Source organism: Pseudomonas sp. LAIL14HWK12:I7 (assembly GCF_000483465.1).
Classification (GTDB): domain Bacteria; phylum Pseudomonadota; class Gammaproteobacteria; order Pseudomonadales; family Pseudomonadaceae; genus Aquipseudomonas; species Aquipseudomonas kermanshahensis.
Genome location: NZ_KI519606.1, coordinates 180,900 through 204,927, shown reverse-complemented (window position 1 = coordinate 204,927; position 24,028 = coordinate 180,900). Strand labels below are relative to the sequence as shown.

23 protein-coding genes are annotated in these 24,028 nt (G+C 64.5%); 16 read left to right on the top strand and 7 right to left on the bottom strand.

Translation table 11 applies throughout. From position 1 onward, the window contains the following. The 5 genes from nikB to D886_RS0123675 all read left to right on the top strand — a co-directional run bounded on the left by nikB (position 1) and on the right by D886_RS0123675 (position 4,828). Entirely contained in the window at positions 1 to 942 is a 942-nt protein-coding gene (gene nikB, locus D886_RS0123695) for a nickel ABC transporter permease subunit NikB (protein WP_027596261.1), read from the top strand. Continuing rightward, positions 939 to 1,784 (top strand): nickel ABC transporter permease subunit NikC, encoded by an 846-nt coding sequence (nikC, locus tag D886_RS0123690; protein WP_027596260.1) that lies wholly within the window; start codon positions 939 to 941, stop codon positions 1,782 to 1,784. Before nikB ends, nikC begins: the two co-directional genes overlap by 4 nt. After that, positions 1,785 to 2,555: a nickel import ATP-binding protein NikD gene (gene nikD, locus D886_RS0123685; protein ID WP_027596259.1), complete on the top strand. Its 771-nt coding sequence runs from the start codon at positions 1,785 to 1,787 to the stop codon at positions 2,553 to 2,555. Further along, positions 2,552 to 3,409, top strand: a complete 858-nt coding sequence (gene nikE, locus D886_RS27240; protein WP_081717547.1) for a nickel import ATP-binding protein NikE — start codon at positions 2,552 to 2,554, stop codon at positions 3,407 to 3,409. Before nikD ends, nikE begins: the two co-directional genes overlap by 4 nt. Positions 3,410 to 3,481: 72 nt before the next feature. After that, the gene (locus D886_RS0123675) at positions 3,482 to 4,828 is read left to right on the top strand and encodes a sodium:proton antiporter (RefSeq protein ID WP_027596258.1); all 1,347 of its coding nucleotides are present in this window, start codon (positions 3,482 to 3,484) and stop codon (positions 4,826 to 4,828) included. A 28-nt stretch (positions 4,829 to 4,856) separates the two neighbouring features. On the opposite strand, the gene D886_RS0123670 is transcribed toward D886_RS0123675, so the two are convergent. The 3 genes from D886_RS0123670 to D886_RS0123660 form a co-directional block, all read right to left on the bottom strand. Beyond that, positions 4,857 to 5,243 carry an NUDIX domain-containing protein gene (locus tag D886_RS0123670; protein WP_027596257.1) on the bottom strand — a complete coding sequence of 129 codons (387 nt, stop codon included), beginning with the start codon at positions 5,241 to 5,243 and terminating at the stop codon, positions 4,857 to 4,859. Positions 5,244 to 5,531: 288 nt separating this feature from the next. Beyond that, complete coding sequence (locus tag D886_RS0123665) at positions 5,532 to 5,891, bottom strand: RidA family protein (RefSeq protein WP_027596256.1); 360 nt, start codon at positions 5,889 to 5,891, stop codon at positions 5,532 to 5,534. A 155-nt stretch (positions 5,892 to 6,046) separates the two neighbouring features. Continuing rightward, positions 6,047 to 6,817: an IclR family transcriptional regulator C-terminal domain-containing protein gene (locus D886_RS0123660; protein WP_027596255.1), complete on the bottom strand. Its 771-nt coding sequence runs from the start codon at positions 6,815 to 6,817 to the stop codon at positions 6,047 to 6,049. 281 nt (positions 6,818 to 7,098) lie between these two features. Here D886_RS0123660 and D886_RS0123655 point away from each other — a divergent pair, with 281 nt between their 5' ends. The 5 genes from D886_RS0123655 (at position 7,099) to D886_RS0123635 (ending at position 13,154) form a co-directional block, all read left to right on the top strand. Beyond that, a complete protein-coding gene (locus D886_RS0123655) occupies positions 7,099 to 7,908 on the top strand; it encodes a shikimate dehydrogenase (protein WP_027596254.1) in 810 nt (269 codons plus the stop codon). 3 nt (positions 7,909 to 7,911) lie between these two features. Next, a complete protein-coding gene (locus tag D886_RS0123650) occupies positions 7,912 to 9,645 on the top strand; it encodes an FAD-dependent oxidoreductase (protein ID WP_027596253.1) in 1,734 nt (577 codons plus the stop codon). Beyond that, positions 9,630 to 9,950, top strand: coding sequence for an NIPSNAP family protein (locus D886_RS0123645; protein ID WP_027596252.1), 321 nt, complete (start codon positions 9,630 to 9,632; stop codon positions 9,948 to 9,950). The genes D886_RS0123650 and D886_RS0123645 overlap by 16 nt, the downstream gene beginning before the upstream one ends. A 34-nt stretch (positions 9,951 to 9,984) precedes the next feature. Beyond that, entirely contained in the window at positions 9,985 to 11,715 is a 1,731-nt protein-coding gene (locus D886_RS27235; protein WP_081717546.1) for an FAD-dependent oxidoreductase, read from the top strand. 113 nt (positions 11,716 to 11,828) lie between these two features. Beyond that, a complete protein-coding gene (locus tag D886_RS0123635) occupies positions 11,829 to 13,154 on the top strand; it encodes an MFS transporter (RefSeq protein WP_027596251.1) in 1,326 nt (441 codons plus the stop codon). A 325-nt stretch (positions 13,155 to 13,479) separates the two neighbouring features. Here D886_RS0123635 and D886_RS0123630 read toward each other — a convergent pair whose 3' ends face one another. The 3 genes from D886_RS0123630 to D886_RS0123620 form a co-directional block, all read right to left on the bottom strand. Then, on the bottom strand, positions 13,480 to 14,295 hold the full coding sequence (locus tag D886_RS0123630) for a sugar phosphate isomerase/epimerase (RefSeq protein WP_027596250.1): 816 nt from the start codon (positions 14,293 to 14,295) through the stop codon (positions 13,480 to 13,482). A 43-nt stretch (positions 14,296 to 14,338) separates the two neighbouring features. Beyond that, positions 14,339 to 15,391 carry a Gfo/Idh/MocA family protein gene (locus D886_RS0123625; RefSeq protein WP_027596249.1) on the bottom strand — a complete coding sequence of 351 codons (1,053 nt, stop codon included), beginning with the start codon at positions 15,389 to 15,391 and terminating at the stop codon, positions 14,339 to 14,341. Between the two features lie 150 nt (positions 15,392 to 15,541). Further along, positions 15,542 to 16,318: an IclR family transcriptional regulator gene (locus D886_RS0123620; protein WP_027596248.1), complete on the bottom strand. Its 777-nt coding sequence runs from the start codon at positions 16,316 to 16,318 to the stop codon at positions 15,542 to 15,544. 185 nt (positions 16,319 to 16,503) lie between these two features. Here D886_RS0123620 and D886_RS0123615 point away from each other — a divergent pair, with 185 nt between their 5' ends. The 6 genes from D886_RS0123615 to D886_RS0123590 all read left to right on the top strand — a co-directional run bounded on the left by D886_RS0123615 (position 16,504) and on the right by D886_RS0123590 (position 22,797). Then, entirely contained in the window at positions 16,504 to 18,216 is a 1,713-nt protein-coding gene (locus D886_RS0123615; RefSeq protein WP_027596247.1) for an FAD-dependent oxidoreductase, read from the top strand. Positions 18,217 to 18,331: 115 nt separating this feature from the next. Beyond that, entirely contained in the window at positions 18,332 to 18,754 is a 423-nt protein-coding gene (locus tag D886_RS0123610; RefSeq protein ID WP_027596246.1) for a nuclear transport factor 2 family protein, read from the top strand. After that, entirely contained in the window at positions 18,751 to 19,503 is a 753-nt protein-coding gene (locus D886_RS0123605) for an SDR family oxidoreductase (protein ID WP_027596245.1), read from the top strand. The genes D886_RS0123610 and D886_RS0123605 overlap by 4 nt, the downstream gene beginning before the upstream one ends. 6 nt (positions 19,504 to 19,509) lie before the next feature. Then, on the top strand, positions 19,510 to 20,757 hold the full coding sequence (locus D886_RS0123600) for an NAD(P)/FAD-dependent oxidoreductase (RefSeq protein ID WP_027596244.1): 1,248 nt from the start codon (positions 19,510 to 19,512) through the stop codon (positions 20,755 to 20,757). After that, positions 20,754 to 21,563 (top strand): DUF1365 domain-containing protein, encoded by an 810-nt coding sequence (locus D886_RS0123595; RefSeq protein WP_027596243.1) that lies wholly within the window; start codon positions 20,754 to 20,756, stop codon positions 21,561 to 21,563. The genes D886_RS0123600 and D886_RS0123595 overlap by 4 nt, the downstream gene beginning before the upstream one ends. Then, entirely contained in the window at positions 21,538 to 22,797 is a 1,260-nt protein-coding gene (locus D886_RS0123590) for a cyclopropane-fatty-acyl-phospholipid synthase family protein (RefSeq protein ID WP_027596242.1), read from the top strand. The genes D886_RS0123595 and D886_RS0123590 overlap by 26 nt, the downstream gene beginning before the upstream one ends. 425 nt (positions 22,798 to 23,222) lie before the next feature. On the opposite strand, the gene D886_RS27230 is transcribed toward D886_RS0123590, so the two are convergent. After that, on the bottom strand, positions 23,223 to 23,951 hold the full coding sequence (locus tag D886_RS27230; RefSeq protein ID WP_050580781.1) for a sensor histidine kinase KdpD: 729 nt from the start codon (positions 23,949 to 23,951) through the stop codon (positions 23,223 to 23,225). Positions 23,952 to 24,028 lie beyond the last annotated feature (77 nt).

Genomic DNA, 24,028 nt, shown 5'->3' with positions numbered 1-24,028 from the left:
ATGCTGCGCTATATCCTGTTGCGGCTGGCACTGCTGGTACCGGTAATGCTCGGTGTTTCACTGCTGGTCTTCGTGCTGCTGCACCTGGGCAGCACCGACCCGGCCCTGGACTACCTTCGCCTGTCGCACATCCCGCCGACTGACGCGGCCATTGCCGAAGTCCGCCATACCTTGGGCCTCGACCGGCCGTTGCTTGAGCAGTACCTGACCTGGCTCGGGAAGGCCGTGCAGCTGGACTTCGGTATTTCATACCTCACGGGGCGGCCGGTGCTCGACGACCTCCTTTACTACCTGCCCGCCACCTTGCAACTGGGCGGCCTGGCCCTGGCCTGCACCCTGCTGCTGTCGATTCCGCTTGGCCTGGTGGCTGCGCGCTGGCAAGGGCGCTGGCCCGATCACGCCGTCCGCGCGGTGACGTTCCTGGGTGTCTCGATGCCCAACTTCTGGCTGGCGTTTCTGCTGATTGCGCTGTTTTCCCTCTGGCTGGGCTGGTTACCGCCACTGGGCCGCGGCAGTGCCGGGCATCTGGTGATGCCGGTACTGGCGATTGCCCTGATGTCGATGTCGATCAACGCCCGCCTGTTGCGGGCAAGCCTGCTGGAGGCCAGCGGCCAGCGTTATGTCACCTACGCCCGTGCCCGCGGGCTGCCCGAGCGCCGGGTATGGCGTGACCACGTGCTGCGCAACGCCTGGCTACCCTTCGTCACGGCCACCGGTATGCACATCGGGGAATTGATCGGCGGGGCACTGGTAATCGAGACCATCTTCGCCTGGCCGGGCGTAGGCCGCTTCGCGGTGTCGGCGGTGCTCAACCGCGACTTTCCGGTCATGCAGTGCTTCACCCTGCTGCTGACAGGCCTGCTGATGGTCTGCAACCTGGTGGTGGATGTCTGTTATGCCTGGCTCGACCCTCGCAGCCGTCTTGAAGGGGTCGACGCATGAGTGTACTGGCCATCTTCCGTCGCGCTACGCTGGCCGGCCAGGCCAACCTGATTGCAGGGCTGGTACTGGTCAGCGTGCTCTGCATGTTGGCCGTGTTTGGCCAATGGCTTGCCCCGCACGACCCGGACCTGGTCGACCTCGGCCGACGCCTGCTGCCACCGGACAGCAGCCACTGGCTGGGCACCGACCACCTTGGCCGCGACGTGCTGTCCCGGTTGATCGTCGGCACACGGCTGTCGCTGGGCAGCGTAGTGCTGACACTGGCGCTGGTGCTGTTTCTGGGCCTGCTGGTGGGCGGGGTGTCCGGTTTTGTCGGTGGCAAGGTCGACCTGCTGCTGATGCGCCTGTGCGACATGTTCATGACCTTCCCCACGCTGGTGCTGGCGTTCTTCTTCGTCACCCTGCTGGGTACTGGCCTGAGCAACGTGATCATTGCCATCGCCCTGTCGCACTGGGCATGGTATGCGCGCATGGTGCGCGGCATGGTCATCGCCCAACGCGGCCGCGAATACGTGATGGCATCACGCCTGGCCGGTGCCTCACGTTGGGCACGGCTGCGCCAGCATGTGCTGCCGAACATTGCCGGCCCCTTGCTGGTGCTGGCCACGATGGACATCGGGCACATGATGCTGCATGTCTCGGGGCTGTCCTTCCTCGGCCTTGGCGTCACCCCGCCCAGTGCCGAATGGGGGGTGATGATCAACGATGCCAAGGAGTTCATCTGGACCCAGCCGCAACTGCTGCTGTTGCCCGGGCTGATGATCTTCTTCTCGGTGATGGCGTTCAACCTGCTGGGCGATGCGTTGCGTGATCGCCTGGACCCAACCCAGGAGGCTCATTGAATGCCCGTGTCGACGTTACAGCTCAAAGGCCTGTGTATCGAAGGGCGTGCTGGCGTGTTAGTGGACGACGTCGACCTGCAGCTGCGCCGAGGTGAAGTCTGTGCCCTGGTCGGTCACAGCGGATCGGGCAAATCGCTCAGTTGCCTGGGTTTGCTTGACCTGCTGCCGCCAGGCCTGCGCCGTACACGCGGCCAGTTGCTGCACGATGGCAAGCCATTGGCGGCCGATCAGGTGCGTGGGCAGCTTGCCAGCCTGATCCTGCAGAACCCACGCAGTGCATTCAACCCTGTGCGCAACATGGCTAGCCATGCCCAGGAAACCCTGAAACTGCGAGGGGTCGTCGGCAGCGCTGCACGTACGCGGATGGATGAATGCCTGGAGGCCGTGGGGTTGGATGACCGCAGTCGGGTCCTGCAGTCGTTCGCGTTCCAGCTCAGCGGTGGCATGTTGCAGCGCATGATGATCGCCCTTGCGCTCATGGCCGAAAGCCCCTTTCTGTTGGCGGACGAGCCCACCAGCGACCTCGACGCCGTGAGCCAGGCGCGCTTTCTCGACCTGCTCATGAAGCTGGTGCAGCAGCACAGGCTTGGCGTGCTGTTGGTGACCCATGACATGGGGGTGGTTGCCCGCTGCGCAGACCATGTCGCGGTGATGGAAGCGGGGCGCGTCGTCGAGCGGCAAACAGTGCATGGCCTGTTCGATCAACCGGCCAGCGCCACCGCCCGCACCCTGCTTGAAGCCCATCAGCTACTAAACGGGAGCCAGCCATGAGCCTCCTGCACGTTAACCAACTCGGGCATGGCTACCGTTGCGGAGGGCTACTGAGCAGACGCGGCTGGCTGCAGGTGCTCGACGGCATTGAGCTTGAGCTGCAGCCCGGTGAGTCGCTTGGCCTGCTCGGCAGCAGCGGCAGCGGCAAGAGCACGCTTGCTCGGTTACTGCTCGGCCTGGAGAAACCCGCGTGTGGCCAGGTGACATTTGCCGGCCAAGAGGTCAGCCGACTGCGCGGCGGTGAGGCCCGTGCTTTCTTGCGCGCCGTTCAGTTGGTACTCCAGGACGCGCCCAGCGCGTTCAACCCGCAACGCAGCATCGGCTGGAGCATTGCCGAGCCGTTGCGTCACCTGAGCGAGCTGGACGAAGCTGCACGCAACGCCCGTACCGTGGAGCTCCTAGAGCACATGGGCCTGCGCAGCGAGCATGCCGAGCGCCTGCCGCACCAACTCAGTGGTGGCCAGCTGCAGCGCGCCAATATCGCCCGCGCGCTGGCCATCTCACCCAAACTGGTAATACTGGACGAGGCCTTGTCAAACCTGGACCGGGTGTTGCAACTGCAGCTGCTGCAGCGCCTGGATGCACTTCGACGCGAGCACGGCACCGCATTCTTGCTGATCACCCATGACCTGAGCCTGGTGCGCTTCTTCTGCCAGCGGGTGGTCGTGTTGGACGCCGGGCGTATCATCGAGGAGCGTCAGATAGACGGTAGGCTTTCGTTCGATCACGCCGTTGGCAAGCAGCTACAGGCCGCAGTACTGCCGGTGCGGCCAACAATGCGCGAGCCTGAGGCAGGGTCGCCGGCGGCCTTGTCACCTGCCGCAGTTCGGGCGACGACTAGACTGAGTGTCTGACCCAGCCGGTGGCTAGCAAAGCTACCTGCCTGCGCCAGCCCCAGAGCCCGACGCCGTGGAGGCACTGCGCACATGAGCTTCATCGTCTGGGTGGCCATGCTCGGCGCAGTCTTGTTGCTGCTGGCGTTGACCTCCTCTTACCTGCGCTGGATCCCGGTCACAACCTCGGTCGTGTGCCTGGCCCTGGGCGTCGCGCTGGGCCCCGGTGGCCTCGGCTTGCTGCAGCTCGAGCTGCCCGATGCGCACGGCTGGATGGAGCACCTGACCGAGGTCGCCGTGCTGTTTTCCCTGTTTGTCAGCGGCCTCAAGCTGCGCCTGCCGCTGAGCAGCCGCAGCTGGCGGGTGGCGGTTTTCCTGGCCGGGCCGGTCATGCTGGCTTGCATCGCCGGGGTCAGCCTGGTGCTGCATTACGGCCTGAACCTGGGCTGGGGGGTGTCGGTGTTGATCGGCGCCATCTTGGCCCCGACCGATCCGGTGCTGGCCACCTTGGTCCAGGTCAATGACGCGCAGGACTACGACCGCGTGCGCTTCAGCCTGTCGGGGGAGGCAGGGCTCAACGATGGGGTCGCCTTTCCGTTCGTAATCCTGGGCTTGCTGCTTGTGCAGGGCGCAGCAGGCAGCCAATGGCTGACTGACTGGTTGTGGCAAGACGTGCTGTGGGCGGTGCCCGCCGGCTTGCTCAGTGGCTACTGGATGGGGCGCGGCCTAGGGCACCTGACCCTGTACCTGCGCACCCGGCACGAGGACAGCACCCTCTCGCCCAACGACTACCTGGCGCTGGCGTTGATCGCGATGGCTTATGTGGTCGCCGACCTGATCCATGGCTATGGGTTTCTCGCCGTGTTCGCTGCCGGGCTGGGCCTGCGACAGGCCGAAGTTCACGCCAGCCCTACCCCACAAGCGCCTGCAGAACACCTTGTGCAGCCTGTGGTTGGCCACCAGCATGTCGCCCCGGAGCACGCGGTCAAAGGCGATATCGCCGCGCTGGAAGACACGCAGGTCGCAGCCGGCATCATGCTGGGCGACATGCTCTCGTTTGGTGGGCTTGTGGAGCGGGCGATGGAGGTGTTTCTGGTGACCTTGCTCGGTGTCGTGTTGATCGAGCACTGGGACTGGCGCGCACTGACCGTAGGCGCGGCGCTGTTCGTGTTCATTCGGCCATTGAGTACGCTGATCATCCCAGGGCGTGGCTTGCTGGACCTTCGCCAGCGCGGCATGCTGGGCTGGTTCGGCATACGTGGTATCGGCAGCCTTTACTACCTGTTCTACTCGGTAAACCACGGCCTGACCACCAGCGATGCCGCGGCCATCACCAACCTCACGCTGTCGGTGGTGGCGCTGAGTATTGTCGTGCATGGGTTAAGCGTGCAGCCTCTTCTGTCGCGTTATGAAGCAGGCCGAAAACGCCGTGACGGCTAACCAAGCGCCCTGCCCTGCGTGACTCGGGTCAAGCACACAGCGCCGGCAGTTCGCTACGCAGCAGTGCCGCAGCGGCGGGCTTTAGGAGGGAGGTATTCAGTGCATCGCGCTCAATCCACTTGCAAGCGACGATCTCATTCTTCGGCACCGGTTTATCCTGATCGTCCAGCTGAAGGGTAAAAATGTAATGGAGGGTGTTACCGACTTGCAGCGTGCATAGCGCCACCAGGCGCTCACGGCAAATCCCTGTTTCCTCTTTCAGCTCTCGGCTGGCGGCGTGCAACGGTGCCTCATTCGTGCCCACACCGCCCCCCGGAAAGCCCCATTTCCCGGCCTTTCTACGCACCAGGAGTATTTTGCCACTGCGAAAGCACAGCACCGTCGCTCTGCTCCTGAGGCTGCTCCTGTCAGACATGTCTACCTCCTACTTCCCAACACAACGCCCTGCGCTCGCAAGCGGCTAGCGTTATTCACTTGGATGCGAATATCGCGCCACTTTCAAAGCAGGCAGCTAGCCTTGAGAAAGCGTGGCCTGGGCGGTAGTTCCGTTCGGCAGAAGAAGATTGTCCAGGCCTGTCGGCAATGAAGGCACCTCGGTGCATGGCACCGGCTTTGCCGGTGATCGCAGGCAAGCCAGCTCCTACAGGCAAGCGCTGCTCTCAAGGGCAGCGTTGCACCTGCGTGTTGGCTTGCCAGCGGGCGGTCAAGCGTCAGGGAGCGCTGCGATAATCGAGATTTCGACCAGCACGGCAGGGTCATACAACTTGGCTTGCACCGTTGCGCGCGCTGGCGCACACCCCTGCGGCAACCATTGATCCCACACCTGATTCATGCCCGCGAAGTCGGCATCGATGTCTTTGAGGTAAAGGGTTGCGGACAAAATCCGTGTCTTGTCTGTGCCGGCCTGGTCGAGCAATCGCTCGATGTTCTGCAAGGTTTCACGGGTTTGCTGCTGCACATCGCCCGCAAAATCGTTGGCAACCTCACCGGACAGGTACACGGTGCCTTGGTGCTTGACCACAAGGCTCATGCGAGCGTTAGTGTGCAGGCGTTCGATCGTCATCTGAAATATCCTTATCTTGTTGTTATATAAATAAAAAGATTGTGAAGCATGCGTAGGCGATTGCTGCATATGACGGGCACGATAAGACTCGTCAGCTAGGCCCATTATCCACAATTGACGTTCAAGCTGTAGCCCGCTGGCTGACAGCGCAACAATCAGCCCACCACCGGCTTCAACAACGCCTGCGCCTCGTAGAGCGGTGGCAGGTAGCGCAGCCGTATCTCGTCGACGCTCAACCGCGAGGCGTGGGTGGTGATCGTCAGCGTCGCCTTCAGCTGGCCGCTACGGTCCAGCAGCGGTACACCCAGCACGCGCATGCCGATTTCGTATTCCTGGTCGACGATGCTGTGGCCCTGCTGGCGCACGCGCTGCAACTCTGCTTCCAGCAGCGCCCGATCGGTCTGGGTATAGGGCGTGAGCGGGCGGAGCGGGTTGCGTGAGAAGTAGTCATCGCGCGCGGCCTCCTCCAGTGCTGCCAGCCAGATTCGCCCGCCGGCGGTGCAGTACATCGGCACCCGCGAGCCGGGCCTGATCGACAACGAGGCGATGTGGCTGTAGCGGCTGCGCACCAGGTGGATGATTTCATCGCCGTCACGGGTGCCGACCGAGACATGCTCCTGGGTCTGCCGCGCCACCTGCTCGACGATGGGCCGCAGCATGCGCGGCAATTGTGCCGAGTCCACGTAGGCCTGGCCGATGCGCAGCGCCTTGGGCGTGAGCCAGTACTGGCGGCTGTCGGTGTCGGCAAAGCCTTCGTGTACCAACGTCAGCAGGAAGCGGCGCGCGGCACTGGGGGTCAGGCCCGATTGCCTGGCTGCCTGCGGCACGGTCAGGCGTGGCTGATCGACGCTGAACAGTTGCATCAATGCCAGGCCTTTCTGCAAGCCCACGATCAGGTCGCGGGGGTGGATATCGGGTTTGTCCATGGGGGTTCTCCAGTGATGCGCGAGCCCGGGTAGGAGCAGCCTTGTGCTGCGAAGAGGCCGGTGGCAACACCCTCGATCTTCGCTGTTTTTACTGGCCTCTTCGCAGCACAAGGCTGCTCCTACAGTGAGGGAGCGTGTTTATGACGGACATTTTTTGGTATTACCCGCCAATAATCGCTACCTGACTGCGATTATCGCACTACCCGCCCGACAAGCGCATTTTCCCGCGCCCTGTACCCGGTCACCCTTGCTGCACAACAACAGCAAGCACGGAGGTCAGCATGATTCGGGGTTCGACAGAACTGGTCGCCATCGTCGGTTCACCCATCACCCAGGTGAAATCGCCTGAAAACTTCAACACCTGGTTCGCCAGCAACGGCTGCGACCTGGCAATGCTCCCCATCGACCTGCAAGAGACTGCGCTGGAAGCCTTTGTCGGCAGCCTGCGCGGCTGGCAGAACCTGCGCGGTTGCGTGGTCACCGTGCCCTACAAACAGGCACTGGCCGCACGCCTGGACGGCCTCAGTGCGCGCGCCGCCGCACTGGGTTCGGTCAACGTGGTGCGCCGCCACAGTGACGGCCGCCTGCTCGGCGACAATGTCGACGGCGCAGGCTTTCTTGGCGCCGCACGCAAACAGGGCTTTCAACCGGCAGGCAAACGCGCGCTGGTGATTGGTTGTGGTGGGGTGGGCAGTGCAATTGCCTATGCACTGGGCGAAGCGGGCGTGCGCCAGATCATCCTGAGCGACCCCAGCGCTATCCGCGTTGGCGCGCTTTGCGAAGTACTCGGCACAGCCTTCCCCAGTCTCGAAATCGCCACCCACTACCGCTCGCTGGAAGCGTTCGACCTGGTGGTCAACGCGTCGCCGGTTGGCATGGGCAGCACCGATGAGTTGCCGCTGCCAGCGCCGATGCTGACAACCCTGCAACCCTCCACGTTGGTTGCCGACGTGGTCACCTCGCCAGAAATCACCCCGCTGTTGCAGCAGGCACGCGACCGGGGCTGTGCGATCCAGACTGGCCCGCAGATGGCCTTTGCCCAACTCGGCCACCTCGGCGCCTTCATGGGCGTCACCCCGCTGGAGATCTGAGCCATGGCCGCTACCGAACACGCGCAACCGGTGTACGACTTGGTGGTCCTCGGCAGTGGTGCCGGGGGCTTTGCCGCCGCCGCCACAGCTGCCAGCCTTGGCCTGAAAGTACTGGTCGTGGAGAAAGCCGACACCTTCGGCGGCACGTCGGCGATTTCCGGCGGTGCGGCATGGGTGTATGGCACCGATCAAGCCCGTGCAGCCGGCGCCAAAGACTCCCCCGAAGCCATGCGCACCTACCTGAAAACCGTAATTGGTGCCGGCTACAACGCACCGCTGGTAGACGCCTTCATTGCACGCGGGCATGAAGCGCTGCGCTGGCTGGAGCGCCACACCGAACTGCGCTATGCCCTGCGCCCGCACTCACCGGACTATTACCCGGATGAGCCCGGCGCCACCCAGTTCGGCCGAGCACTGGAAATGGTCGAATACGACGGCCGCCGCCTCGGCCCGCGCTTCAAGGACCTGAAAATGCCGCCGCCGGGCATGCTGTTGTTCGGCGGGATGATGGTCAACCGTGTGGATATCCAGCATTTTCTTGGCCTGCGCAAATCACCACGCTCCCTGTGGCATTGCCTGAAGTTGATGGCGCGCTATGCGTTGGACCGCCTTCGCCACCACCGTGGCACCCGCCTGACCACCGGCAATGCGCTGATTGCACGCCTGGCCACCACGGCCTTTGCCCATGGCACGCAACTGTGGCTGCGCAGCGAGGCTAAGGCGCTGATCGTCGAGCACGGCGCGGTGACTGGCGTGGTGGTGCAGCACGAAGGCCGGCGCGTGCAGGTGCGTGCCCGGGGTGGCGTGGTCTGCGCCATGGGCGGCTTCGCAGCCGGCGAACTGGCTGCCGCCTACCGCCCGGGCGTTAATGCGCCGCACCTGACCATGTCGCCGCCAACCAACGACGGCGCCGCGCTGCACCTGGGTGAAGCGGTGGATGCTGCCCACGGCGAGGGGCTGGCCGCTAACTTCTTCTGGGCACCCGTTTCCGAATTGCGCCATGCCAATGGTGAGCGCGAACGCTTCCCGCACCTGGTCACCGACCGTGCCAAACCGGGGGTGATCGCGATCAACCCGGCCGGGCAGCGCTTCGTCAACGAGTCGAACTCCTACCATCACTTCGTGCAGACCATGTTCGCCAGCAACCTCACCACCTGCTGGCTGATCTGCGACGCCGAGGCCATGAACCGCTACGGCCTGGGCCTGGCACGCCCGAAACCTGTGAACAACGCGGCACTGATCGACGCCGGCTACCTGTACCGCGGCGACACACCGCACGCCCTGGCCGAGGCCATCGGCGTCGACCCTCAGGCATTGCAGGCGACGCTGGAGCGCTTCAACGCCGACGCCCGCAACGGCATCGACCGCGCATTCGACAAAGGCGGCAACAGCTACAACCGCTACATGGGCGACCCGCATCACACGCCCAACCCCTGCCTCGCGCCCCTGGTCAAAGCGCCCTTCTACGCCATCCAGCTCCACACCGGCGACCTGGGCTCGGCACGCGGCCTGGTGACCGACGCCCATGCCAACGTGCTCAACCGCGCCGGTACGCCGGTTGCCGGCCTTTATGCAACGGGCAACGACATGAACTCATTGATGAACGGCACCTACCCCGGCCCAGGCATCACCCTTGGCCCTGCCCTCACCTTCGGCTGGATCGCCGCCAGCCATATTGCCAACCGCCTGCAGGCGCAGGCCCACCCTCTGGAGACAAACGCATGTACTACGAACTGAGAACCTACACCCTCGACCCTCTGAAAATGGCCGACTGGCTGGCCCTGTACCAAAGCCACGCGCTGGCGGTGCAGAGCGAGCACCTGGGCAAGCTGGTCGGTTTCTTTACCAGTGAATTCGGCGAGGTCAACCAGGTGGTGCACCTGTGGGCCTACAGCAGCCTCGACGACCGCATGCAGCGCCGCGCGGCGATGGCGGCGGACCCGCGCTGGGCGGAGTTCTCGCAGCGCAATCGCGAGCTGGGCGCAGTGTTGCGGTTGCAGTCGCGGTTGATGCGGCCCACCGGCTTTTCGCCGCTGCAGTAACTGACGCACCCTCCCACCTGACCGGAGCCCCTCCATGCAACCCCTGGAATGTGACGTACTTGTCCTCGGCTCCGGCGCCTCTGGCCTGGCTGCCGCAGTAACCGCCGCCCATCACGGCCTGAAGGTGATCGTCGCGGAAAAGGCCAGCCAGTTCGGCGGCACCAGCGCCTGGTCGGGGGGCTGGTTATGGATACCCCGCAACCCGCTGGCGATCGCCGAAGGCACCGTCGAAGCCGACGATGCGCCCGAACGCTACCTGCGCGCACAGACCCACGTCGCCGAACTGGACCCTCGCCAGCAGGCGTTTTTGCGCCATGGACCCGAGATGGTGGCGTTCTTCCAGCGACATACCGCCGTGCAGTTCCAGTCCGGGACGAAAATGCCCGACATGCACGAGGGGGATGGCAGTGCGCGTGGCGGGCGCTCCCTGTGTGCGCAGCCGTTCGACGGGCGCCTGCTTGGGCACTGGATCCACCGGCTACGGCCGCCCCTGGATATCGTCAGCCTGGCCGGCATGGGCATCGCCGGTGGCGCAGACATGGCCGCCTTCTTCAACGCCAGCCGCTCACCCAAGGCGGCCTGGCACGTCGGCAAACGCCTGCTGCGCCATGGGCGCGACTTGCTGCTGCACCGTCGCGGCCTGCAGTTGGTCAACGGCAACGCGCTGGTGGCGCGCCTGCTGCGCAGTGCCCTCGACCTGGGCGTGACGCTGTTGCATGACCGGCAGGCCACAGGCTTGCTGAGGGATGGGCGTATCACAGGCGTGCAGTTCAGCGATGGCCAGGTGATCCATACGCGACGCGGTGTCGTGTTGGCCTGCGGCGGGTTCCCCCATGACCGCCAGCGCATCGCCCAGCTGATACCCCATGCCCCTGAGGGCGATCGCCATTATTCCGCAGCGCCGCCGCAGAACAATGGCGACGGCCTGCGCCTGGGCGAACAGGTCGGCGCACAGGTCGCCACCACGGCGGCCCACGCCGGGGCCTGGGCGCCGGTCTCACTGGTGCCGCGAAGCGACGGCAGCCTCGGCCACTTCCCGCACCTGATCGACCGCGCCAAGCCGGGTTTCATTGCCGTGCGCGGTGACGGTCGGCGGTTCGTCAACGAGGCCGACAGCTACCACGCCTTCATGAATGCACTGTTCACCTCCACGCCACCCGGTGAGGAGCACGAAGCCTGGTTGATCTGTGACCACGCCGCGCAACGTCGCTACGGCATCGGCTGGGCCAAGCCGTTCCCCTTCCCTGCCGGCTTCTATGAGCGCCGTGGCTACCTGTTCAGCGGCCCTACCCTGGGGCAGCTGGCCGCACGCTGCGGGATCGACGCAGCGCAACTGCAGCGCACCGTGGCACATTTCAACCACCATGCGGCGCAGGGCACGGACCCGGACTTCCAGCGTGGCGCATCGCTGTATAACCGTGCGCAGGGCGACCCCTTGCACGCGCCCAATCCGTCGCTGAGGCCGCTGCTGCACGGGCCCTTTCATGCGGTAAAACTGCTGCCCGGCAGCCTCGGCACCTTCGCTGGCCTGCACACGGATGCTTCGGCACAGGTAATGGACAGCCTGCAGCGCCCAATACCTGGCCTGTTCGCGGTCGGCAACGACATGCACAGCATCATGGGCGGGCACTACCCCAGTGGCGGTATCACCCTTGGCCCTGGGATGACCTTCGGTTACCTGGCAGGCATGGCACTGTGCAATCAGCCAGAAGACGCCGCGTCACTTTTGTTCGATCATCGAACAGTAGCCCCATCTTTGAATTGACGCTCCCCCCTTCACTGCTCACCATAAATGACCTTGCACGCCCAGCCTTGCCCAGGGCAAAACCGCGTTCCAGACGCATTGCCGTTCAAAACAATTTCAAGAAACGACTTCACATGACCCCTTCCAAGTTCGACACTGCCAGCCCCCGCCTCGCCCATGGATCCATCGGCGACAAGGTGCGCGGCGCCTTCGCCGTCGGCAAGACCCGCTGGGGCATGCTTGCCCTGGTGTTCTTCGCCACCACCCTGAACTACATCGACCGTGCCGCCCTCGGCATCATGCAGCCCGTTCTCGCCAAGGACATGGGCTGGACGGCGATGGACTACGCCAACATCAACTTCTGGTTCCAGGTCGGCTATGCCATCGGCTTTGTGCTGCAGGGCCGGCTGATCGACAAAGTCGGGGTAAAGCATGCCTTCTTCGGCGCCGTCCTGCTGTGGAGCCTGGCCACCGGCGCCCATGGCCTGGTGACCTCGGCAGCAGGCTTCATGGTCTGCCGCTTCATTCTGGGCCTGACCGAGGCGGCCAACTATCCAGCGTGTGTAAAGACCACGCGCCTGTGGTTCCCCGCCGGCGAGCGCGCCATCGCCACCGGGCTGTTCAACGCCGGCACCAACGTCGGCGCCATGGTCACCCCGGCGCTGCTGCCGCTGATTCTCGCTGCCTGGGGTTGGCAGGCCGCGTTCATCGCCATGGGTAGCCTCGGCTTGGTCTGGGTGGTGTTGTGGGGTTTGAAGTATTTCAACCCTGAGACGCACCCGCACGTTCGCCAGAGCGAGCTGGACTATATCCAGCAAGACGTGGAGCCCGAAGCCAAACCGGTGCCGTTCAGCCGCATCCTGCGCCAGCGCGGCACCTGGGCCTTTGCCGTGGCCTACTCGATCACGGCGCCGGTGTTCTGGTTTTACCTGTACTGGCTGCCGCCGTTTCTCAACCAGCAGTACGACCTGGGCATCAGCGTCACCCAGATGGGCATCCCGTTGATCCTGATCTGGCTGACTGCAGACTTCGGCAGCATCGGCGGCGGCATTCTGTCGTCCTGGCTGATCGGCCGCGGCGTGCGCGCCACCCGTGCCCGGTTGATCTCGATGTTGATCTTTGCCTGCACCATCGTCAGCGTGGTCTTCGCTGCCCACGCCAGTGGCCTGTGGGTCGCGGTGCTTGCCATCGCCGTGGCGGTCGGCGCGCACCAGGCCTGGACCGCGAACATCTGGAGCCTGGTCATGGACTACACGCCCAAGCATCTGGTGAGCACGGTGTTCGGCTTCGGCAGCATGTGCGCGGCCATCGGCGGCATGTTCATGACACAGATCGTCGGCAGCGTGCTGACGGTCACCCACAACAATTATGCGGTGCTGTTCACCATGATTCCGGTGATGTACTTCATTGCCCTGGTGTGGATGTACTTCATGGCACCGCGTGGGATCGAGGCCGCGTAAAGGCCTTTCAGGTTTCCTCTATGGGGCTCTTCGGAGCCTCTTTTTTTGCCTGCAGACAGGCTATTGGACCTTTGCCCTAACTTGGACCGGCCTTGAGGTTTACTGTCATGCGCTGCTTTGCAGCCCTTGCCTGGCAAGCCAGCTTTCACAGAACAACACATACCGAATAGATTTAGCAGGGACCTGTGGGAGCGGGTTTACCCGCGAACACCGGCGAAGCCGGTGCCATACACCGCGGCGCCTGCATCGCCGGCAAGCCGGCTCCCACAGGAGTGGGGACTCGCTTTCGATCTTTGTTCTCTGCGCCGCATAGCGGCCCTTGAGCTCAAACCCGCGCCAATACCGCCTTGGCTTTCTCCAGCGCCATCCGCGCACGCTGCTCGCCACTCACGCCCTGCTCCAGTAACTGCCGCGTCGGAATCTCCAGGCTCAGCGGTACGGTGGCCGGCAAGCCACGCAACAGGCCGATCAAATCAGCATCGCCATCACCCGGGAAGCGCCGTTCGTTGCGGGCCTGGCGCAGGATCTCGTCCATGTCGTCCGGCACCGGGCCGGCCACGTCGCACAGCTGCGCATAGCGCATGCGCTGCGGTGCCAGGTGGGCCAGGTCGTCGAGTGAGGAAGCCGAGCGGTTGAAATGGAAGGCGTCCACCAGAACGCAGCCGTTTGCCCGGTCAGCGTTGGCAACCACCCGCATGGCCTGGCGCAGGTCGCGAACATCAGTCCAGGGCATGAACTCCAAGTGCGGATGGATGCCATAGCCCGCCGACAGGTCGCACAGTGCGGCAAAGCGCTCCGTGAGGCGTGCCTCGTCCGGGTCGTTACCGGCCACCAGCAGTTCGGTCCCGCCCAGCTCGGCACCCACCGCCAGAATGGCTTCGAAATCGGCAACACAGGTTTCGGGCTTGAGGCGCAGGATTTCCAGGTCGAGTACCTTGATGCCAGTGTCGCGCAGGCGCGCCTGGGTCTGCCGGCGCAGGTCAGCGTCGGCCACCAGCGGGAAGTGCTGTTCCTCTGCGGTAGCCGGCACCAAACGCAGGCCCACGTGGCTGTAGCCAGCACGGGCAGCGGCCTCCACCATGGCCGGCGGCGAAAGCTCGAGCACCGTCAGCGCGGCAAGGGAAAAAATACGGTCAGTCATGTTCGTTACCTGAAGGCAATTAAAGGTGTGAAGGGGGCTCGCGTCAGGCGATCGTCTCGGGGGCACAGGCCCGGCCGCTTTCGGCTGCCTGGCGGATCGCCTCGACCAGGGCCAGCGTGCGGCCACCATCTGCAGCGTCGGTCAAGGGGGCCTCTTCACCGCGGGCGACGCGAATGAAGTGCTGCAATTGCAAGGTCAACGCTTCACCTGCCGGCGTTTCGGCGCCACTTTGCAGCAAGGGTGTGTGCCAGCCGGAGCCTGCTTCGCCGTACTGCCAGTGCTTGAGCTGCGGAATGCTCAGCGCGCCGTGGCTGCCGGCCAGCAGGTAGCAGGGCTGGCCGTCCTGACGCGGGTAGATCGGGCTCTCGCCGGACGTCAACTCCCAGCTCCAGGGGGCAGCCACCGCGTCCGAACCCGTCAGACTGCCCAGCGCCCCGTTGGCGAACTGCAGCAGCACAGCGGCGCTGTCTTCATTGGCATACCCACGCACATCGTTGCGGGTGAACGCCTGCACCTGCACGACCTCGCCGCACAGGTAGCGCAGCAGGTCGAGGTCGTGGATCAGGTTGGTCAACAAAAAACCGGCGCCCGGCTCGCGGCGCCAGGGGGTGTCGAAGTAGCTGTCGGGCTTCTGCAACTGCCACAGCGCAGTGACATTGATCAACCTACCCAGCGCCCCCTCGGCGATCAGGCCGCGCGCGCGGGCGATCAGCGGGTTGTGCCGACGATGGTGGCCGACCAGCACTGGCACGCCACAGCACTTGGACGCTTCGATCAACGCACGGACTTCGTCCAGGTGCACGCCCACAGGCTTTTCCACCAGCACCGGCACGCCGGCTGCGATGCAATCGAGCGCGGTGGCCACGTGCAGGTTGTTGGGGTTGGCGACGATCACGGCCTCGGGTTTGACGCTGGCCAGCATCTGCCGGTGATCGGCGTAATAGGCCACCCCGCATTCGGCGGCGAAAGCCTCAGCCTGCGGGCCGGGGTCTGCCACCGCGCACAACTGCGCTTGCGGCAGCTGGCGCAGGTGCTGGTAATGCTGGCGGCCCATGATACCGGCGCCAATCAGGGCGATACGAAGCGGTGCATTCAACGGACTGTCCTCTTGTCATTGTTGTCGGGCACAAATTACGGAACAGTGTTCCATAATTCATGATCGACAATTTAGAACTCGGGTCCGCTTTTCAAAAGCGCCGCCTGCACAGACTGTGCGGTTATCGACCACTAATGAACAGGCGACGCTTTAGGCAAACAGCTCACTGGCCTGGCTGGCCGACGAGAGTTCGCCCACCGCCGCCAACAAGAGTGCTGCCAGTTCAGGCAGGCGCGCTTGCGCCAGCCGGGCGCTGGGGCCGGCGATGCTCAGCACCCCGATCACCTCGTCAGTGCGTGGGCGCCGCACCACGGCGGCCAACGCTGACGTGCCCACCGCTGAGGTCTGCTCGACCCAGGCATAGCCACGCTCCCGTGCACGCTGTAGGTAGCCCAGCAGTTCATCCGTGGAACGCGGCGCATTCGGGCCGAACTGTGCCGGGTCGGCGATGCCTTGGCGCAAGACCATCTGCAGCGCCTCGTCGTCGCTCAGGCTGGCCAACCAGGCATGCCCGGAGGCGGTGTAGAACAGCGGGGCATCGCGGCCCATGTCGGGGTCGTAGCGCAAGCCGGAGCGCGCGCCCTGAGACTTGGCGATCCAGGTCTGGCGGCTGCCTTCGATCACGCCCAGGCGCACCAGCTCGCCGCTGTCCTGGGCAAGGCGGTCAAGAATCGGCTGAATGATGTCGGCGCCACTGCTGGACAGGTAGCGAAAGCCCATCGCCACCAGCTTGGCAGACAGCTGATAGCGGCTGTTGTCGCGGTTCTGCCGCACGTAGCCCAGGCGGATCAGCTCGGCCAGCATGCGGTGGGTGGCGCTCTTGGGGATCTCCAGGCGCTCGGCCAACGTCTGCAGGGCAAGGCCCTCAGGCTCTCCGGTCAGGCTTTCTACAAGACTGAAGGCACGTTCGATCTGACTACCAGCCATGGCTAATGTCCCTGAAAAATGGATGAATTCTGGAAGATGATTCCACAGCCACTGCCATCGGCGCAGCAGGCGGGCGTTGAAGTGTCCGGTTATCGACCAGTTATGCATGTCCTCACTTGCATCTGGCACCGTCCCACATGAAGAATATGGAATCACGTTCCAATAATAATACTGGAGACCCTGCGATGCCTACCGACACCTTGCAAGCCGAATACGACGTTCTGGTCATTGGCTCAGGCGCAGCCGGCCTGGCCGCAGCGGTAACGGCAGCCTGGCATGGGCAGCGCGTGATGCTGGTAGAGAAGGCGCCGGTGTTCGGCGGTGCCACAGCCTGGTCCGGCGGCTGGGCCTGGGTTCCACGCAACCCGCTGGCCCGCCGCGCCGGCATCGTTGAAGACATCGATCAGCCCCGTACCTACCTGCGTAACGAATTGGGCACGCATTACGATGCTGAACGGGTTGATGCCTTCCTCGAGGCCTGCCCACACATGGTCGCCTTTTTCGAGGAACACACTGCGCTGCAGTTTGTCGACGGCAACGCCATCCCCGACATGCATGGCGACACACCCGGCGCCGCCACCGGTGGGCACCAGGTGATCGCCGCGCCCTATGATGCCCGCGAGGTCGGCGCGCTGTTGCCCCGCCTGCGCAAGACCCTGCGCGAGACCTCGTTCATGGGCATGCCGATCATGGCCGGCCCTGACCTGGCCGCCTTCCTCAACATGACCCGCTCGCCACGGGCCTTCTTGCATGTGTGCAAGCGCTTTGGCCGCCACCTGTACCACCTCGCCCGCCATGGCCGGGCCATGCACCTGGTCAACGGCGTGGCTCTGGTGGCGCGCCTGGCCAAATCGGCCGAAGACCTGGGCGTGCGGCTGCTGGAATCTGCCCCGGCCAAGCGCCTGCTGATTGAGCACGGTCAAGTGCGCGGCGCCGTGATAGGCACACCGCAGGGTGACCTTACCGTCCGCGCGAAAGCCGTGGTGCTCGCCGCCGGGGGCTTCCCCAACGACAGTGCGCGGCGCCGGCAGCTGTTTGCGCGTGATGCCAGTGGCCATGACAACCTCGCCCTGCCCCCGCAGTCCTGCTCGGGCGATGGCCTGCGCCTTGGCGAATCGGCAGGCGGTGTGGTGGCCACCGACCTGAAATCTGCAGTGGCCTGGGCACCGGTCTCCAAAGTGCCGCACCGCGACGGCAGCGTCGGCCACTTCCCGCACATCATCGAACGCGGCAAGCCCGGCGTTATTGGCGTGTTGGCCAGCGGTAGGCGCTTCGTCAACGAAGCGCACGGCTACTACGACTATGTGTCAGCCATGCTCGAGGCGGTGCCGCCGGGCGAGGAAGCCTGCTCGTGGCTGATCTGCGACCACCGCTTCCTGCGCCGTTACGGCCTCGGTCACGCCCGACCTGCGCCGTTGCCGGTATGGCCGCACCTGCGCAGTGGCTACCTCAAGCGCGGTGCCAGCATCGAACAATTGGCCCGCGCCTGCGGCATCGACCCTGTCGGCTTGAGTGCCACCGTCGCGGAGTACAACAGCCACGCGCGCCATGGCCAAGACCCGGCTTTCGGCCGCGGCTCCACGCCGTTCAACCGCAAGCAGGGTGACCCGGCGTACAGCGGGCCGAACCCATGCGTGGCGCCGATCGAACAAGGGCCGTTCTATGCTGTGAAGGTTCAGCCCGGTTGCTTTGGCACCTTTGCCGGCTTGCGCACCGATGGCCATGCACGGGTACTGGATGAGCAAGGCCAGCCGATTGGCGGGCTTTATGCCGCCGGTACCGACATGGCCAGTGTGTTTGGCGGCTGGTACCCCTCAGGCGGCATCAACCTGGGCCCGGCGCTGACGTTCGGTTACGTGGCCGGGCGGCATATTGCCGGGGCGCAGGCACCGGAATAAGGCCACCGTTTGGCGGTCACCGGGTAAAAACTGTACAAAAAAATCATCCTGTATAGCTTTGCGGCGAAAGCTAAACTATACCTGTACAAGAAAACTTTTTTGTACAGGAAAGTGAATGCACAGCTACCTGCAAACCTTCGCCGAACGCTTTGCCAGCCTCGATGCGCACACCCTCGACATGCTCGGTGACCTGTACAGCGAGGACGTGACCTTTCGCGACCCCCTGCACCAGATCAGCGGCTTGCCTGCGCTGCGGGGGTACTTCGCGCAGCTGTACGCGAACGTGCAGGAGGTACGCTACACCTTCGAGGGTTACGACGAAGTGCAGCCGGGGCACGGGTACCTGCGCTGGACCTTGCATTTTCGCCACCCTCGCCTAGGCAATGGCGCGCTGATCAGCCTGCAAGGCTGCAGCCACCTGCGTTGGCACGAGCGGGTTCACTTTCATCAGGATTACTTCGACGCCGGTGCGCTGCTTTACGAGCACGTCCCGATCATGGGCAGCGCGGTCCGCTGGCTCAAAGGCAGGCTGGCATGAGCCGCTGCTGGGTGACCGGTGCCAGCAGTGGCATGGGCGCGGCGCTGGCCCTGCGCTTGCTGGAGCAGGGGCACCAGGTGGCCTTGGGTGGCCGCCAGGCCGAGCGCTTGGCACCTTTAGCAGCGCGGTTTGCGCAGCAGGCAATGCTGGCCATCGGCGATAACGACGAACCGGGCCAGGTCGCCAAGGTCGCCGAGCAGATCGAGCATGCCTGGGGTGCACTCGACCTGGTGATCCTCAACGCGGGCACCTGCGAATACCTGGAACCAGGGCACTTCGACCCGGCGCTGGTCGAACGGGTGATGCGCACCAACCTGATCGGCACCAGCCACTGCCTTGCCGCTGCCCTGCCCTTGCTGCGCCGTGCCCAGCACCCGCACCTGGTGGTGGTGGGCAGCTCGGTGAGCTGGCTGGCCCTGCCCCGCGCTGGCGCCTATGGCGCGTCCAAGGCGGCCTTGCGTTACCTGGTGGAGTCGCTGCGCATCGACCTGGTCCGCGAGGGCATTGATGTCACCCTCGTCAGCCCTGGCTTCGTCGACACGCCCTTGACCCAGCGCAACGACTTCCCCATGCCACAGCGCTGGAGCGCCGAGCGTGCCGCCGGGCACATCGTCGCGCGCCTGGGCAAACGCCCGCTGGAAATCAACTTCCCCGGCGCTTTCACCTGGGTGTTGCGCCTGCTCGGCGCATTGCCGGTGCGCTGGCGTCTGCAGCTAGGCCAACGCCTGGCACGAAACCCACGGGAATAGCACGCCATGCGCATCGCAATCATCGGCAGCGGTATCGCTGGCCTCACCTGTGCCCACTTGCTCTCACGCCAGCATGCGCTGACGGTGTTCGAGGCGGCTGACTGGGTGGGTGGCCACACCCACACCGTCGACGTGAACTGGGGCGGCCAGCAGTATGCGCTGGACACCGGGTTCATCGTCTTCAACGACTGGACTTACCCGCATTTCATTCGCCTGCTCGAACACCTGGGGGTGGCTTCGCGGCCGACTCAGATGAGCTTTGCGGTGCATGACCCCGCCAGTGGCCTGGAGTACAACGGCCATGACCTCGACACCTTGTTCGCCCAACGGCGCAACCTGTTGTCACCTGGGTTCTGGGGCATGCTGCGCGACATCCTGCGCTTCAATCGCCAAGCCCTGGCCGACCTGGACAACCGGCGCATCGAAGAAGACACCACGCTGGGCAGCTACCTGCGCACACACGGCTATGGGCGGCGCTTCATCAACCACTACATCGTGCCCATGGGCTCGGCGATCTGGTCGATGTCACGCGCCGACATGCTGGGCTTTCCGTTGCAGTTTTTCGTGCGTTTTTGCCGCAACCACGGTTTGCTGTCGGTCAACCAGCGCCCGCAATGGCGGGTGATCGAAGGTGGATCGCGCAGCTACGTGGCACCGTTGTGCCGGCCCTTTGCCGAGCGTATCCGGCGCAACTGCCCCGTGGCCCGGGTGATCCGTGACGCCGACGGCGTGACTGTGATCAGCGCTGCCGGTACCGAGCGCTTCGACAAGGTGGTGTTCGCCTGCCACAGCGACCAGGCCCTGGCCCTGCTGGCAACACCCAGTGCGGACGAGCGCGCGGTGCTGGGTACCCTCACCTACGCCAGCAACGATGTGGTGCTGCACACCGACACTCGCCTGCTACCGCGTCGGCGCAAAGCCTGGGCCAGCTGGAACTATCGGCTGGGCGGCGCCGAGCAGGCACCTGCGGCACTCACCTACAACATGAACATCCTGCAGGGCATCGACGCCCCGGTCACCTTCTGCGTGAGCCTCAACCAGACCGCACAGATTGACCCGGCGCAGGTGCTCGCCCGCTTCAGCTACAGCCACCCGCAGTACAGCCTTGCGGCCTTGGCTGCGCAGGCCCGCCAAGGCGAATTGCAGGGCCGCCAGCACAGCTACTACTGCGGTGCCTACTGGGGCAACGGCTTCCATGAAGACGGCGTGCTCAGCGCGTTGAAAGTGGCAGAATACTTCGGAGAGCGCTTGTGAACAGCAGCCTGTGTCATGGCTGGGTCAGCCATCGGCGGCTGACCCCGCGGCACCATGCATTCCGCTACCGGGTCGGCATGTTCTACCTGGACCTGGACGAGCAAACACACTGGCGCGGCCTGTCGCGCTGGCTCGCGCGTTCGCGGCTGGCGCCCTTGTGCTGGCGGGAAACCGACTACCTGCCCGCACTGACCGTGCGTGGCATACCGTTGGCCCAGGCCGCCCGCCAGCTGGTCGGCCAAGCAACCGGGCACGCACCCGAAGGCGCGGTGCACCTGCTCACGCAACTGCGCTGCTGGGGGCTGTCGTTCAACCCGGTGAGCGTCTACTTCTGCCATGACCGCGACGGCCACCTGGTGGCGATACTGCTGGAGGTCCGCAATACACCTTGGCGGCAGCGCCACCACTACGTGCTACCGGTGCAAAACGGCCAACCCGACGCATTTAGCCTGGCCAAGGCGTTTCATGTATCGCCGTTCATGCCGCTGGACATGGACTACCGCCTGCGCTTCGTGCTCGACGGCCAGCGCGTCCACGTGCACATGGCGAACTGGCGCGATGGGCACAAGGTATTCGAGGCCCACCTGGCGCTGCGCCGCGAACCGCTGGACCGGCCCGCCTTGCACCGCTACATCCTGAGCTTCCCGTGGATGAGCCTGCGTACGGTGTCTGCCATCTACTGGCAGGCCCTGCGCCTGCTGCTCAAGCGCACCCCTGTCTACAACCACACCGCCAGCCAGGGCGACCTGAGCCTTGGCCACGCCTGTAAGGAACCTGACCATGTCCGACCCCACACTGAGCGTTAGCAAGTCGGCCGGCCTGACGCCGGTACTTGGCAGCCTGGCCCGGATGGCCGTGCTGGCGCAATTGCGGCGCTTGAGCCAAGGCTGCCTGCGTTTGATTTGCAATGACCAGCACTGGAACTTCGGTGACGCCGGCAGCGCGCTGTATGCCGAAGTCGAGATCGTCGATGATGCCGCCTGGAGCCTGATCGCCGGCAACGGTTCGATCGGTGCTGGGGAGGCTTATATCCACGGCTACTGGCGCACCCCCGACCTGGCGGCGGTAACCCGCCTGTTCGTGGCCAACCTGGACGTGCTGGATGCCCTTGAAGGTGGCCTGGCGCGCTTCGGCCGCCCGGCACTGCGCCTACTGCATCGCCTTAACCGCAACAGCCGGCGCGGTGCGCGGCGCAACATCCTGGCCCACTACGACCTGGGCAATGCGCTGTTCGAACGGCTGCTCGACCCAACCCTGATGTATTCCGCGGCACAGTTCGACAGCCCCGAGCAGAGCTTGGAGCAGGCCCAGCTGAACAAGCTGGAGCGCATCTGCCAGAAGCTTGAGCTCAAGCCCCACGAGCACCTGCTGGAAATCGGCAGCGGCTGGGGCAGCTTGGCCATCCATGCCGCTACCCACTTCGGCTGCCGCGTGACCACAACGACGCTTTCCGAGGCGCAGTACGCGCACACGCTGCAACGTGTGCAGGCGGCAGGCCTGGAGCAGCGCATCACGGTACTGCGCGAGGACTACCGCGATTTGCAAGGGCGCTTCGACAAGTTGGTGTCGATCGAAATGATCGAAGCCGTCGGCCATCGTTACCTGCCCCTGTACTTTCGCCACTGCGCCGCGCTGCTAAAGGACGACGGCCTGATGCTGTTGCAGGCCATCACCATTCGTGACCAGCGCTACGAAAAGGCCCGGCGTTCGGTGGACTTCATACAACGCTACATCTTCCCCGGGGGTGCCCTGCCCTCGCTAAGCGTCCTGCTCGACACCGCCAGCCGCCAGACGGCGCTGAACCTGGTGCACCTGGAGGACTTTGGCACCGACTATGCGCGCACCCTGCGCCATTGGCGCGACAACCTGCGCCATGCGCGCAACGCGTTGATGGAGTTGGGCTACGACGAAACCTTCCAGCGCCTGTGGGAGTTCTACCTGTGTTATTGCCAGGGCGGTTTCGAAGAGCGCGCCATTGGCGTGGCACAGCTGCTATGGGCCGCGCCCCAGGCCCGCCGCGCACCCCTACCAGGCGCCTGACCAGGCAGGCAAAGGCTGCTCCTACAAAGGGCGGGTCATGTGATCACTGCGGTATCGGCATCGCCAGGTTGATTCAGAAAACACGTGCCTGAGCCTGGCATGCAATGGCTGCACACTTCCCAGTAGGAGCAGCCTTGTGCTGCGAAGAGGCCAGTGAACATTGCGAAGATCAACGGTGCTGTCGCCGGCCTCTTCGCAGCACAAGGCTGCTCCTACAAAGGGCGGGCCATGTGATCACTGCGGTACCGGCATCGCCAGGGTGATGCAGAAAACAGGCGCCTGAGCCTGGCATGCAATGGCTGCACACTTCCCGGTAGGAGCAGCCTTGTGCTGCGAAGAGGCCAGTGAACATTGCGAAGATCAAGGGTGCTGTCGCCGGCCTCTTCGCAGCACAAGGCTGCTCCTACAAAGGGCGGGTCATGTGATCACTGCGGGAGCGGCATCGCCAGGGTGATGCAGAAGGTAGTACCCGCCTGCTCGGTCGATGTGACCGAAACTTCACCTGCATGCGCCTGGGCTATCTGCCTGACAATAAACAGCCCCAGCCCAATGCTGCCGGCCTTTGCAGCCCGTTGCTGGCCGCGTACCAGCGGCTCGAACAGGCGCCCAAGCAGCTCGGCAGGGATGGGTACGCCCCAATTGTGTACGCTCACGGTAGCTGCACGCCCATAACTGCGCGATGTCACTTGTATGGGCGCACCGCGCTCGCCATAGGCGACGGCATTGGCGACCAGGTTGCTGACGGCTTGATGAAGGCGGTCCTTGTCGAACAGGGCGCTGCGCTCGCCCAGGTGCAGGTGAATCAAGGGGTAATCGGGGCAGGTCAGGCGCAGCTCTTCCACGCACCTTGCAACAGCCTCTGACAGGTCGCACAGCACAGGATGCAGGGCAATGCCCCGCCCTTCTTGCGGCAACGTGTAGTCCAGAAGGTCCGCCACCAGCCGCTGGGCCCGCGCCACCGAATCGCTGATGGTGCCCAGCAGCTTGAGCGTATCGGCAGTGTGCTGGCGACGCGACAGCAACTCTGCAGCCATGCTCACGGCCTGCAGCGGTGTACGCAGGTCATGGCAGACCATGCCCAGCATCTGCTGGGGCGACACGGTCGGCTTGTACATCGGCGCCGGTAAAGGGGGCATCAGGGCGAGGGAAAGCACGGGGCAAACTCCTATGGCGGAACAGGTTCAACGGGAGGCAGGAGCAGCATGTGCCCGCTACCCGGGCGGGTCTGTTC

Bases quoted from the DNA above. Each gene is read 5' to 3' on its own strand.
- nikB (WP_027596261.1), top strand. From the start codon at position 1: ATGCTGCGCTATATCCTGTTGCGGCTGGCACTGCTGGTACCGGTAATG.
- nikC (WP_027596260.1), top strand. From the start codon at position 939: ATGAGTGTACTGGCCATCTTCCGTCGCGCTACGCTGGCCGGCCAGGCC.
- nikD (WP_027596259.1), top strand. From the start codon at position 1,785: ATGCCCGTGTCGACGTTACAGCTCAAAGGCCTGTGTATCGAAGGGCGT.
- nikE (WP_081717547.1), top strand. From the start codon at position 2,552: ATGAGCCTCCTGCACGTTAACCAACTCGGGCATGGCTACCGTTGCGGA.
- D886_RS0123675 (WP_027596258.1), top strand. From the start codon at position 3,482: ATGAGCTTCATCGTCTGGGTGGCCATGCTCGGCGCAGTCTTGTTGCTG.
- D886_RS0123670 (WP_027596257.1), bottom strand. From the start codon at position 5,243: ATGTCTGACAGGAGCAGCCTCAGGAGCAGAGCGACGGTGCTGTGCTTT.
- D886_RS0123665 (WP_027596256.1), bottom strand. From the start codon at position 5,891: ATGACGATCGAACGCCTGCACACTAACGCTCGCATGAGCCTTGTGGTC.
- D886_RS0123660 (WP_027596255.1), bottom strand. From the start codon at position 6,817: ATGGACAAACCCGATATCCACCCCCGCGACCTGATCGTGGGCTTGCAG.
- D886_RS0123655 (WP_027596254.1), top strand. From the start codon at position 7,099: ATGATTCGGGGTTCGACAGAACTGGTCGCCATCGTCGGTTCACCCATC.
- D886_RS0123650 (WP_027596253.1), top strand. From the start codon at position 7,912: ATGGCCGCTACCGAACACGCGCAACCGGTGTACGACTTGGTGGTCCTC.
- D886_RS0123645 (WP_027596252.1), top strand. From the start codon at position 9,630: ATGTACTACGAACTGAGAACCTACACCCTCGACCCTCTGAAAATGGCC.
- D886_RS27235 (WP_081717546.1), top strand. From the start codon at position 9,985: ATGCAACCCCTGGAATGTGACGTACTTGTCCTCGGCTCCGGCGCCTCT.
- D886_RS0123635 (WP_027596251.1), top strand. From the start codon at position 11,829: ATGACCCCTTCCAAGTTCGACACTGCCAGCCCCCGCCTCGCCCATGGA.
- D886_RS0123630 (WP_027596250.1), bottom strand. From the start codon at position 14,295: ATGACTGACCGTATTTTTTCCCTTGCCGCGCTGACGGTGCTCGAGCTT.
- D886_RS0123620 (WP_027596248.1), bottom strand. From the start codon at position 16,318: ATGGCTGGTAGTCAGATCGAACGTGCCTTCAGTCTTGTAGAAAGCCTG.
- D886_RS0123615 (WP_027596247.1), top strand. From the start codon at position 16,504: ATGCCTACCGACACCTTGCAAGCCGAATACGACGTTCTGGTCATTGGC.
- D886_RS0123610 (WP_027596246.1), top strand. From the start codon at position 18,332: ATGCACAGCTACCTGCAAACCTTCGCCGAACGCTTTGCCAGCCTCGAT.
- D886_RS0123605 (WP_027596245.1), top strand. From the start codon at position 18,751: ATGAGCCGCTGCTGGGTGACCGGTGCCAGCAGTGGCATGGGCGCGGCG.
- D886_RS0123600 (WP_027596244.1), top strand. From the start codon at position 19,510: ATGCGCATCGCAATCATCGGCAGCGGTATCGCTGGCCTCACCTGTGCC.
- D886_RS0123590 (WP_027596242.1), top strand. From the start codon at position 21,538: ATGTCCGACCCCACACTGAGCGTTAGCAAGTCGGCCGGCCTGACGCCG.